The organism is Pseudomyxococcus flavus (genome assembly GCF_050038885.1).
GTDB classification, from domain to species: Bacteria; Myxococcota; Myxococcia; order Myxococcales; family Myxococcaceae; genus Myxococcus; species Myxococcus flavus.
On record NZ_CP143624.1, the window covers coordinates 4,950,566 to 4,962,450 of the forward strand.

General features: G+C 71.7%; 8 protein-coding genes. All 8 read right to left on the reverse strand.

What is annotated here, in order from left to right:
- Window positions 1-106: 106 nt before the first annotated feature.
- Genes VZL07_RS20740 through VZL07_RS20775 form a run of 8 tightly spaced genes read right to left on the reverse strand, consistent with a single transcriptional unit; the run spans window position 107 to window position 11,784 of the window.
- Window positions 107-2,026, reverse strand: coding sequence for a tetratricopeptide repeat protein (locus tag VZL07_RS20740; protein WP_426749310.1), 1,920 nt, complete (start codon window positions 2,024-2,026; stop codon window positions 107-109).
- Window positions 2,027-2,662, reverse strand: a complete 636-nt coding sequence (locus VZL07_RS20745) for a hypothetical protein (protein WP_426749311.1) — start codon at window positions 2,660-2,662, stop codon at window positions 2,027-2,029.
- Window positions 2,659-3,159, reverse strand: coding sequence for a hypothetical protein (locus tag VZL07_RS20750; protein ID WP_426749312.1), 501 nt, complete (start codon window positions 3,157-3,159; stop codon window positions 2,659-2,661). Before VZL07_RS20750 ends, VZL07_RS20745 begins: the two co-directional genes overlap by 4 nt.
- The gene (locus tag VZL07_RS20755) at window positions 3,150-6,419 is read right to left on the reverse strand and encodes a tetratricopeptide repeat protein (protein ID WP_426749313.1); all 3,270 of its coding nucleotides are present in this window, start codon (window positions 6,417-6,419) and stop codon (window positions 3,150-3,152) included. Before VZL07_RS20755 ends, VZL07_RS20750 begins: the two co-directional genes overlap by 10 nt.
- Window positions 6,416-8,047, reverse strand: a complete 1,632-nt coding sequence (locus tag VZL07_RS20760; protein WP_426749314.1) for a tetratricopeptide repeat protein — start codon at window positions 8,045-8,047, stop codon at window positions 6,416-6,418. Before VZL07_RS20760 ends, VZL07_RS20755 begins: the two co-directional genes overlap by 4 nt.
- Window positions 8,044-8,679: an outer membrane beta-barrel domain-containing protein gene (locus tag VZL07_RS20765; RefSeq protein ID WP_426749315.1), complete on the reverse strand. Its 636-nt coding sequence runs from the start codon at window positions 8,677-8,679 to the stop codon at window positions 8,044-8,046. The genes VZL07_RS20760 and VZL07_RS20765 overlap by 4 nt, the downstream gene beginning before the upstream one ends.
- Window positions 8,680-8,729: 50 nt before the next feature.
- Complete coding sequence (locus tag VZL07_RS20770; RefSeq protein WP_426749316.1) at window positions 8,730-11,390, reverse strand: AgmX/PglI C-terminal domain-containing protein; 2,661 nt, start codon at window positions 11,388-11,390, stop codon at window positions 8,730-8,732.
- A gap of 40 nt (window positions 11,391-11,430) precedes the next feature.
- The gene (locus VZL07_RS20775) at window positions 11,431-11,784 is read right to left on the reverse strand and encodes a hypothetical protein (RefSeq protein ID WP_426749317.1); all 354 of its coding nucleotides are present in this window, start codon (window positions 11,782-11,784) and stop codon (window positions 11,431-11,433) included.
- Window positions 11,785-11,885: the final 101 nt, after the last annotated feature.

An 11,885-nucleotide genomic window follows, 5' to 3' on the forward strand; every position in this document is an offset into this window, starting at 1 on the left:
CATGACCGAGGCGGGGCCCGCGAGTGGCTCACGGCGGGGGGGCGTCAAGCGGCTCCGTTACCGAGCCCCCGCCCGAGCCATGGCCACGGCAGGACCTGCGAACGGCCTACGGCGTGGGCGCGGACGCCGTCAGCCGGCTCAGCGCGGCCTTCGCGTCCTCGTGGTCCGGCTGGAGCTGCACGGCCATCTTGTAGGCAGCGCGCGCCTCGTCGAGCCGCTTCGTCGCCTCCAGGAGCTGGCCCAGCGCGTTGTGCGGCTCGGCGAAGTTCGGGTCCGCCTGCACGGCGCTCCGGAAGGACTTCTCCGCGCCCTTCGTGTTGCCCTGCTGGTACAGCGTGTGGCCCATGTACAGCAGGCCCAGCGCGTGGCGCGGGTCCACGGCCAGCACGGACGTCAGCACCTTCTTCGCCTTCGCGCCGTCACCGCCGCGCAGGTAGATGAAGCCCAGCTCCGCCCGGGCCTCCAGCTGCGCCGGGTCCTTGGCCACCACCGCCTCGAGCTCCGACACGGCCAGGTCCGGACGCCCGCGGCGGGAGTGCACGATGCCCAGGCGCGCCAGCGCCGCCGTGTCGGCCTCCTCGCCCTCCTTCGGCTTCAGCATCGCCTCGGCCGTCACGTAGTCGCCCATGGCGAGCAGCAGGTCCGCGAGCGCCAGCTTCGCGCCGCGATTGGCCGGCTCCTCCTGGAGGAGGGCCTCGTAGAGCGGCCGGGCCTTCGCGCCCACCCGCTTCTGCGCGTACACGTCCGCGAGCGCCAGCCGGTTCTCCGGCGTGGGGGCCAGCTTCACGGCCTCCTCGTACTCGGCGATGGCGCCGTCCAGGTCGCCCTTGGCGCGCAGGGCCTCGCCATACGCGGCGCGGGCGCTCGCGTCCTTCGGGAAGGCCTCCACGGCCGTCTTCAGCGTGGCCACCGCCTCGTCCGCCTTGCCCAGGCTGAGCCAGGCGCGCGCGAGCCCCTGGTACGCCTCGGTCGTCTTCTTCCCGTCCTCGGCGCTCTTCTCGATGGCCTTCTTGAAGGCCTCCACGGCCTGCTTCTTCTTGCCCTGCGTCAGGTACAGGTGCCCCAGCTGCGTGTAGGGCCCGCTGGAGCGGCGAGGCTCCAGCACCACCGCCTTCTCGAAGGCCTTCATCGCCCGGACGTTGTCGCCGAGCTGGTAGTACGCCAGCCCCAGGTTGAACTGGGCCTCGGCGAACTTCGGGTCCGCGGCGATGGCCTTGAGGAAGGCCTCGGTGGCCTTGCGCGGGTCGCCCTTCTCGTTGAGCGCCACGCCCAGGTTGTTGTGCGCGCTGGCGTGCTTGGGGTCGGCGGCGAGCGTGCGCTGGTACTCGGCGATGGCGCCGTCCAGGTCGTTCTCCCGCATCAGGAGCACGCCCAGGTTGTAATGGGCCTCGGTGTCACCCAGCTTCTGCCGGGTGGCCTCGCGCAGCGTCTCCTTGGCCTCGCCGTTGAGCCCCTTCTCCGCCAGGGCCTTGCCCAGATTCACGCGGGCCACGTTGAGCTTCGGGTCCAGCTTCAGCGCCTCGCGGTACGCCTCGATGGCGTCGTCCGTGCGGTTGGCGCGCTGCAGGGCCTCGCCCAGGTTGAAGCGCAGCTCGGCGTCCTGGGGCGACAGCTCGGCGGCCACCGCGTACTGGCTGATGGCCACGTCCCGCTCGTCCAGCACGCGGGCCAGCAGTCCACGCTCGGCCCGGAGCGTGGGCTCCTCGGGGAAGGCGGCGATGGCGGTGTCCAGCACCACGCGCGCCTGCTGGGCGTCTCCGGACAGGCGCAGCGCGCGGGCCAGGGCCAGCTTGGGCGGAACGAGGTCCGGCTCCTGGGCCACCAGCTTCGTCAGCGGCGCCACGGCCTTCTTCGGCGTGTTGAGCGCGAGGAAGGCGGTGCCCAGCCGGTAGAGGGCGTCCGCGTCGTCGGGAGACTCCGCCAGCCGCGCGCTCTCCACGGCGGCGGTGCGCTCGAGGGCCGCCGTGTCGGGGCCGGCGGCCTGCGCGGTGAGCAGCTGGAGCACCAGGAAGCTGGCAGTCGTCATTTAGAGGTTCTCCACGTAGGGACTCGCGCGCGCGTCGAAGGTCTTCTTCGCGAGCGCCGCCTTCTTCGCTTCCCACGCCTCCCGCGCCGTCTTCTCTTCCTTCTCGTCCCCGGCGAGCTCGGCGCGCTCCTCCTTCACCTCCGCCTTGCACTCGGAGACCTGCTCCTCGAACTCCTTCTGCTCCAGCCGCTCGCTGCCCTCGACCTTCGCCTTCCGGGCGGCCAGCAGGCGGGCCAGCTCGAACTCCGCGAAGGCGCAGCGCAGCGCCAGGCGCTCCACGTCGCGCAGGCCCACGCTGAGCCGCTGCTTGGCGCGCAGGTACTCCACGCGGGCCTCGGCCTCGGCGATGGCCAGCTTCGCCACCTCGCGGGAGACCTCATCCGTGGCGCGGTCCACCTCGTCCTCGGCGGCCTCCAGGCGGGAGCGGGCGCGGCGGATGTGGTCGCGGGCGCGGCCAATCTCGTTGTCGGCCTCGTCCACCTTGTCGATGGCGAGCGCGAGGTTGTTCTCCGCCTCCAGCAGCTCGATGCGCGCCTCGTACGGGAGCTTCTTCTCCATCGAGTCGGGCACGCGCAGGTTGTAGCTGGGCCCGCAGGCGGTGAGGAGGGGAAGGGTGAGCAGGACAAAGCGCTTCATGGAACCGTCGCCTCGAAGCTTCCGAAGATGGTGCGCCCGGAATAGGGGTGGGTGCCGTTGACGAACGTGACGTGGAACTCGCCGGAGATGCGTTGCCCCTGCTGGCTGGGGAGGGCCTTCACCTCCAGCCCGCCCACCCGGAGCGCCGGGAAGGTCCGCGCCGGCTCGTCCAGCACGTTGCGGCCCACGGCGCCGCGCTGGGCGCCGTTCGCCAGGACTTCCGCCAGGTCGACGTCGAGGTAGCCGGTGTAGCCCTCCGGGAGCATGTCCTCCACCTGGGCGCTGACCTTCAGCACGGTGTTGGTGCCCGTGCCCTGCTGGGTGAGGAAGCTCACGGACAGCTCGCCCTCGGCGAGCTGCGCCTCCGCGCGGTCGTAGCGCAGGTCGAGCAGCGACGTCACGCTGCCCTCCAGCCGGCCGCCCTCGCCGCCACAGGCGCAGAGGGCGGCGGCCAGCACCGCGCCCGACCACGATGCACGCGAGGGCCTCACTTGCATGCCTTCCACCCGCCGTCCACGTCGGTGCCCGTCAGCGAGGCCACGTCCTTGAGCACGGCCAGCTCGCGGCGGGCGCCATCCACGTCGCCGAAGCGGCAGCGCAGCGCGGCGAGGTTGAGGCGGGCCTTGCCGAAGGTCGGGTCGGAGTCCATGGCCCGGCCATACGCCTCGCGGGCGCCCATGGGGTCACCCATGTGGAGCAGCGCCAGGCCCAGCGCGGAGTGCGCCGAGGCCCGCGTGTCCTGCAGCTCGGTGACGCGGCCCAGGGTGAGCTGCGCCATGCCGTACTGGCGCGCGTCCAGGTAGGCCAGGCCCAGGGCCTCCAGCGCCTCCGCGTTGAGCGTGCGCTCGGCCTTCTTGCGCAGCTCCTCCAGCGACGCGGGCTGCGTGGGCGTGCCCGGCTGCGGCACCGGCAGGGCCGCCGTCTCCGTGCGGGCGCGGCAGCCCACCACCGCGGCGCTGAAGACCTCCAGCGACTCGGCGCGGGACAGGCACGCCTTGAAGGCCTCCTCCGAGCGCGCCTTGAGCGGCGTCACCTGCTCCTTCACCGCGGCCCGGAACTGCTGCGCCTCGGCGGCGGACAGGCCGGCGGGGACGGCCGTGCCTTCCACCACGTCCGCGATGTGGCCGTACGCGAGCGCCAGCCGCCACAGCGAGGCCACGGCCCACTCCGGGTAGCCCAGCGACGCGGCCTGCGTGTAGATGCCCTCCAGGCTCTGGAGCGCGGCGACCTTCTCCTCCACCTGCTCGGCCGGCAGGTCCTTGTAGCCGCGGTAGAGGATTTCGCCCAGGTACCACAGGCCCTTGGCGGCCTCCTCCGTGCCGCCGTTGGGGCCCTGCACCGCGGTGGTGAGGGTGGCGATGAGCGCGTCGGCGGGCGCGGTGGGGGCGGTGACGGACTGCACCTCCGCCAGCACGGCCGCCGCGGCGGCGCTGTGGCGGTCCAGCTTCAGCGCGGCCTCGGCCGCCGTCTTCGCGCGGGCGTAGTCCTTCTGCTTCAGCCGCGTCTCCGCGAGCATGACCAGCACCTCGGCCTTGCGCGCGCCGGCCATGTCGGCCGCGGCCTCGAAGTCCCGCGCGGCCTCCTTGTACTCACCCAGCGCCAGGCGCAGCCGCGCGCCCGCCAGCCACCCGTCCACCGCGGCGAAGTCGCTGCCCAGCTTCTGGCCCACCTGCTCGAACCAGCCCGCCGCCTCGCCGAACGCCGCGGCCTCCGCCGCGTGACGGCCCAGCGTGAGCAGCACGTCGGACAGGTACTGGCTCTTCGGGTAGTCCTGCACCAGCTTGGCGCCCAGCTCGCGCTCGGCCTGCATGTCACGCTTCTCGCGCGCCGCGGTGAACGCGCCGTAGAGCGCCTTCTCGCCGATGTCGGAGTTCTTGTTCTCGTCGGCGACCTTGACGAGGCCCTGGATGACGTCGCCCGTCTCCTGGGCGCTCTGGAGCGCCAGCTCGTCCAGCGCCTCGGCGCGGCTCTGGGTGAGAATCTTCTGCACGTCCGCGCGGAAGCTGGCGGGCAGCGGCGCGCCGAGCAGCTTCTTGCCCGTCTCGTCCAGGCCCTTGAAGTCGTTGAGCTGCCGCAGGCTGTCCAGCGCGAGGTTGCCCGCGACGGGGGCGTCCTTGTGCTGCGGGTGGCTCAGCGCGAAGGCGGTGAAGAGCTCCGCGGCCTTCGGGTACTCGCCGTCCTCGTAGTAGGCACGGGCGATGTTGAACTTCACCACCAGGGCATTCTCGCTCCGGGGGTAGCGGGACACGAAGTCCGCGCCCAGCAGCTTCATGGCCTGGCGCGCGTCCGCCACCTCGAAGGCGTTGCGCTTCTGCGCCTCCTCGGGCTTGAGCGTGGAGAAGTGCGCGAGCAGCGCGGCGTTGAGGGCCTCCTCCTCACCCTTGGCGTCCTTGGCCTTCGCCTGGTAGCGCGCGAGCTCCTCGAACTGACGCGCGGCCTCCGGGTAGGCGTTGGCGGCGTAGAGCGCGTCCGCGCGGTTCTTCATCATCGTGCGCACGTACTTCTCGGGCCGGAAGAGGCCCAGGTACGCCTGATAGGCCTCCGCCGCGCTCAGGTAGAGCGCCTTCTCGTTCTTCTTCTGGGCCTCCACGTGGAGCAGGGTGGAGAGGTCTCGCGCCATCTCCTCCAGCTCCACCAGGTGCTTCTTGCGCTCGGCCTCCGCCAGCTCGGGGTCCGTCTTGCTCTGCACCGCGGCGCGCACCAGGATGCGCAGGTCCTCCGGGTCCGGCAGCACCTTGCCCTTGGCGGCCTTGATGGCGTCGTAGAGCTTCTGGCCGCGCTCCAGGTCCAGCTCCGGGTCGTGCTGGATTTCCATCAGCTTGCGCAGCGAGGGGATGGCCCACTCGTACTGCTGCTTGATGAAGTAGCGGTTGCCCAGCTTGTCCAGCGCGAGCGCGTAGGTGGCGCGGCTGTCGCTGAGCTTCTCGAAGTAGTTGAGCGCGCCCTTGGGAGGCTTGGCCTCGGTGTAGCTGTAGACGAGGTCCAGCAGTGCCTCGCGCTTGACGTTGAGCGCCTTCTTCACGTCCACGCCGGGCAGCGGCGCGCTGGCGGCCGCGGCCTCGAAGAAGGTGACGGCCTCCGCGTGCTTGGCCTGGTTCACCCGAATCCAGCCCATCTTGTAGCGGGCCAGGTCGTGCACCGGCGAGGGCGGGGCCTCCAGAATCGCCTGGTAGTGCTTCTCCGCCTCGACGAGGTCGGCCTTGTCGAAGAAGTGGTCGCCCAGAATCTGCTCCGCCTCCAGGCGCAGCGGGCTGCCGGGGAACTTGCGCGTCAGGTCGCCGAGCGTCTTGAGCATCTCGTCGAACTGACCCAGCTCGCGCTGCTCGTGCGCCAGGTAGAACGTCACCTGGTCCCCGTCCTTGAAGTCCGGGTACTCGCGCAGCAGCCGGTAGTACATCTGCACGGCCTTCTGCTTCAGCAGCCGCGTCTCCGGGGACACGATGGCGCCGCTGGCGCCCTCCGGCCGGGACTCGGCCTGGAGGTAGTACACGTAGCGGCTCTTCTCCACGTAGAGCTCGGCCAGCCGGAACTGGAGGTCCGGCAGGTAGGGCGCGTTGCGGCTCTTGGAGATGAGGCGCTCCGTCTCGCCGATGGCGCGGTCCACCTTGAAGATGTCGCGCTTGAGCTTGGCGATGAGCTCCTCGCGCTCCTTGGCCTTGGAGACGATGGGGTTGACGCCCGGGCCGGGACGTCCGGCGCCACCCGGGGCGGCCGCGAGCAGGGCGGCGGCAATCAGGCCCGTCAGATGGCCGGTCATGGCGTCTCCTCGATGCAGCGGCTGTCGATGCGGACCCGGTAGGAGCGCAGCTCGTCGTTCCAGTACTCGCCGTCGAAACGGTAGGCCGTTTGCGTGGGCGACAGAATCTGCTCGTCCTCCGGCGCGACAATCCGCGCGCCCTTCTTCACGCGCTCGTACAGCTTCAAGCCCACCTCGTACTCCATCAGGCGCACCTGCTCGGCGGCGCGCAGCAGCGTGTCCGCTTCCTGGCGGACGGCCTCGGCCAGCCGCGCGTCATGGACGCGGACCGCCTCGGCGCGGGACAAGTCGTACAGCTTCGTCAGGTGCGAGAAGAGCCGGTCGCCGAAGCTGCCGGCGTAGCGGCCCAGCCGCTCGCCCTCCAGCTCCAGCGTCTCCAGGAAGCGCGCGGCGCGCTGGGTGCTTCCATGGGCGTTGGCGGCGCGGCGCAGGCGCACGTCCTGGGTGAGGTCCTCGCGGTTGCGCACCGCCTCCAGCGAGTCCGCGAAGCGCCGCGTCAGCTCCTTGGCGGCGCGCTTGGCGGGCAGGTAGTGGCACAGGTCGCGGTAGATGAGCGCGCGCAGCAGGTACTTGTCCGGCAGGAACTCGTCGCGGAAGGACGGCGCGTCCAGCGTGGTGAGGATGCCCAGCGCCGCGCGCAGCTCGCCCAGCTTGTAGCGCGTCCACGCTTCCTCCAGGTAGAGGCTGGCGCGGCCCGGGTCCAGCGGGGGCAGCTTCACGCGGTCATACGCCTCCAGCGCGCCCTGGAAGTCCTTGCGCTCGTAGCGCAGGCGCGCCACCGCGAGCGCCGCCTCGTTGCGCGCCTCGCGGGTGAGCTTCTCGTCCTCGGACAGGGCGAGGAAGTCGGCGATGATTTCGTCCGTCGGCTCCTTGATTTGCTTCAGGCGGGTGACGAGCAGCGCGAACTTCGCGCGGCTGGCCTCGGCGCTCTTCTCCGGCAGCTTGGAGAAGTGGGTGTTGGCCCAGCGCTCGTTGCCCACGCGCAGGTCCACCAGGCCCTGCTGGTAGTGCGCATAGGCGCCCGTCTCCTCCGGCAGGAAGCCCAGGTCCAGCGCGCCGAACACCTGCTCGTCAATCATCACCTCGTCGTGCGGCCGGTCCGTCAGCGACTTGAGCGCGTCCAGCGCGCGCGGCAGCACGTTGGGGTTGGAGCGCTCGCGGGCGATGCGCGCCAGGTATGAGGCTCCCGCGTGCGTCAGGCCCAGGTCGATGAGGCTGCGCGCGAGGAAATACTGCGCCCAGGCGTAGTTCTCGTCCGTCTTCGGCGCCGCCTGCAGCCAGGCGTAGAGCGGCCCGGCGGCGTCGCGGGGATTGCCGTCGAAGTAGTCCTGGAGGGCCTTGTCGAAGACGGCCGGATCCACCTTCTGGGGCACGGAGGGCGGGGCTTCCGCCGCCGTGGCGCCCGCAGCGGGCTTGTCGGCGGTGGGCGCCGTGGCCGTCGAGCCCTGGGCGTCCGCGCCGGCCGGAGCCGGGGCCCCCTCGGTGGGCGTGCCCTGCGCGGGCGCGGCGGTGCCCGAGGGCGCCGGGGACGTGGGCTGCGCGCCGCCCTCCGACTGAGCGGCGGCGGGCGCTGGGGACACGAGGAGCGCGGCGCTGGTGAGCGCGGCGATGAGCGAGCGGGATGTCATTCCGTGGCGCCGAAGTTGAACGCGGTTCCGAGCTGGATTTGCGGCACCTGGATGATGCGCGACGCGTTGGTGAACACGGTGTTGTTCGTCACGTCGAGGCGCAGCGAGAGCGTCTTGCCGGTGAAGAGGCGCAGGCCGAGCCCCACGTTGACGGCGGGCCGGAAGCCGCCGTCGCGGTCGAGCTTCACCACCGTGCCGCCGCCCAGCAGGAAGGCCTCGATGTGCAGGACGGAGGCGTTGAGGAAGGCCATCTTCCCGTAGAGCGGGCTCCAGATGAGGTCCGAGCCCACCATCCACTGCACCTGGTCCTGGAAGGCGGCGGCGTTGGGCGACGTGTTGAAGTCGCGCTCGAGCTGGCGGCGCAGGCTCGTCTGCAGGTTGTAGCTGTACGTGCCGCGCCCCACCTGCCACGCGAACGTGTCACTGAAGTGGTACGTGTAGCCGACGGTGCCTACCAGGCCCTTGTAGTAGGCGTTGGCCGGGAGCACGCCCACGCCGAGCAGCAGCTCGTGGTGCATCCGGAACTGCCGCTCCTGGATGGCGGAGACTGCGCCGGGATTCTCCAGCGCCTCGGCCTGCGCGCGGACGAGTCCGGGCGACAGGAGCAAGAGGATGAGCAGGGCGTATCGCACGGTGGGGCTTCCTGGGGGAGGGCGGGAACGGGCGCGGGCTTCGGGCCGCGTCAGTAGCCGACCGAGTTGAAGAGGAACGGGTAGGTGATGATGACGACGCCACCCTTGGGGGCAGGGAACGTCCACGACTTCAGGTTCGAGAGAATGCAGGATTCGACGGAGGCATTGCGCAGCGTGGAGGACTTCGTCTTGGCGGCCACCACGCGTCCGTTCGCGCCGATGGTCCACTCCAGCACCACCTTGCCCGCCAGGCCCGGGTCCTTGAGCAGCCCGCGCTCGTAGCAGGCGTGGACCTGGTTGAGGTGGCTGTTGATGACGCGCGCCACCGCCTCGCGGTCCACCGTGCCCTGGGTGGAGGCGATGCTGCGGGCCGTGGCGCGGGTGACGGTGCCGCCCACCTTGCCCTTGCCCACGCCGCCCGCGCCCAGCGCGCCGATGCCTCCGCCGCCCTTGCCGCGCAGCAGCTCGGCGCCCAGCGTGGCGCCGCCGCCCTTGCCGCCACCGCCCAACCCGAAGGTGCCCAGGCCGGCGTTGGCGATGGGCGCCTTCCCGATGAGGCCGGACAGCTTGTAGTTGGAGTTCTTCACGTTCTTGCTGCCAGGGCCGCTGCCGAGCTTGTCCACGGCGGCGAGCAGGTCATTCGTCGCGGGCCCACCGGCGGACAGCTTGGCCAGCGCCTTGAGCGCCTTGTTCTGCGGCGCGGCGGCGGCCACCGCCTTCTCGGGCTGCTTCGGCGGCGGCGCCTTCTCCACCGGCTTGGCCGGGGCCTTCTCCGCCACCTTCTCCTTGGTGGGCTTCTTGGCCTGCTCCTTGATGGCCTCCAGCTTGCGCTTCGCCTCTTCCTTCTTCTTCGGCTCGGGCGCGATGAGGCGCAGCGCCACCGGCGGCAGGCTCTTCTGCTGGAAGTCCGCGACCTCGGGCCGGTGGGGCTTCATGACGAGGAAGGCGGCCAGGGCGGAGGCGAAGAGGCCGAGGAACGTCAGCGTCAGCCAGGGCAGGCCCTTGAGCGGGTTGACGAAGACACGCGCGGGCTTGGGCGCGGCGTAGGCCACCAGGGACATGTGCCCCTGCGTCAGCCGCGCGGCGGCGCCTTCGCGAAGGGTGATGAAGCGGCGGCTGCCGTCGGACTCCAGCGCCGCGCCGGTGACGGGAGTGAAACGCCCGTCACCGCCGCTGCGCTCCACTTCGGTGCCCGGAGGCACGAAGACGCGGAAGGCGTTGTTGAGGGACTCGGCGAGCGTGAAGGGCGCGCCGTCCGGCAGCGTGAAGCCCCACAGGGGCATGGCTCCCTCGAGCTCCAGCGAGGCCTGCACCGGCTTCTTCTTGTCGGGCGCGAAGCGGCGCGCGTCGCGGCGCACGGCGCCCCAGTACAGCTCCAGGTAGAGCTGGGCGGGGCCCTTGCCCGGGCCGATGCGCGGCGCATGCGTGGGCCGTGCCGCGGCGCGTTCCTCCTGGAGCAGGGGGCCGGTGGGCTCCGGGAGCGGGTCGATGGCGAGGTCCGCCATCAGCTCGTCGGCCAGCCGCATGCCCGACTGCTGCGGGGCTGGCGCCGGCTCTGCCGCCGCGCGGCGTCGAACGGAGGGCACCGTCCCCGCGGGGACGTTCGCTGGAGGCTGCGCGGGCCACTGCGCCTGGGGCGCGGCGGGCTGAGCGTGCGCGGCGGCAGGCTGCGCGGGCCACTGCGCCGGGGGCGTGGGCTGAGCTTGCGCGGCGGCAGGCTGCGCGGGCCACTGCGCCGGGGGCGCGGGCTGAGCGTGCGCGGCGGCAGCTTGCGCGGGCCACTGGGCCTGGGGCGCGGCGGGCTGAGCGTGCGCGGCGGGGTGGCCCTGGGGCACCGCGGCGGGCTGTGGTGCAACGCCAGGCGGGGGAAACGCCGGCTGCGCGTACGCAGCGGGATGCGCGGCGGCCTGCTGCGGCGGGACACCCGGGTGAGGAACGGCGGTCGGCCGCGCGTGCGCGGCGGGGTGGGCGGCAGCAGGCTGCGGCGAAGCTCCGGGCAGCGGAATGGCCGGCTGCGCGTGCGCGGCGTGATGCGCCTGAGGCGCAGCGCCAGGCAATGGAACGGCCGGCTGCGCGTGCGCGGCGTGATGCGCCTGAGGCGCAGTGCCAGGCAATGGAACGGCCGGCTGCGCAAAGGCGGGCTCCGCGTGGCTTCCGTTCGCGGCGTGGTGGACCTGCGCGGCCGTGGGGAAGGCCACCTGCGTGGCGGCGTGCGGCACCTGCTGAGGCGCGCGCACAGCGGGGACGGTGGCGGCCGTCGGAGGCACGGCGGTGGCGGGCCGGAGCTGCCGCGCGGGAGCGGCCTGCTGCGGAGGCACGGCCGCCTGCGGCGGAGGCGCGGCCGGGGTTCCGCCGAACAGGGCGGCGACCTCGGGCGGCGGCTGGGGCTTGGCCTCCTGCGGCTTCTGCGACAGCACGCGCGTCTTCAGGACGAAGGGACCGCAGAGGACCTCGTCCACCGGGCGGATTTCGCAGGCGGAGACGCGGTGCCCGTTGACGAACAGGCCCGCGGTGCTCGCGTCCTGGACGGCTGCGCGACCGTTCTGGAAGTAGAGCAGCGCATGCCGCGGCTCCACGGAAGGGTCATCCAGCCGCAGGTCCGAGGCAGGATCCGAGCCGAGCGCATAAGTGCCCGGAACGAACACCTCGGTGCCGACGAGGAGACCGTCGCGGAGGATGACGACTTGCAGGACGCTGGGCTGACCGCTCAACGGTGGCGCTCCATTCAAGGGCGGGTGGGGCGGTGCGGCCTTACGGGTCGTACACCGTGGAGAGCGTCTCGGAGCGGAAGCTCTCGCGCTCGCGGATCATCGACCGCGTCTTCAACTCCTTGCGGTCGTAGAGGTACACGGCTCCGGACTTGTTCGTCTGTCCCTGGATGAGCCGGTCGTCGAAGTCGATGCGCGCGGGGCCGCGCTGGGGGGGCGCGGAGGATACGGCGGTCGTCGTGTCACCCGTCACCGGATCCATCGCCGCGGACTTCTGGGTCTCGATCTTCGGCGGAGTCTTGGGGGCTGCCTTCGGGGCCGCCTTCTTACGCGCCTTGGACTTCGCCTGCCGCGCGGAACGGCCACGACTCTGGGCCCAGGCCTCGCTCGGAGCCATCAACGTACCGATTCCGAGAAGCTGGGCGACAGCCATGCAGAGGAGGAAGCGTCGCATCATCAACAGGTTAAGCGATGCGTGTACCGAGCTGTCAACGCACA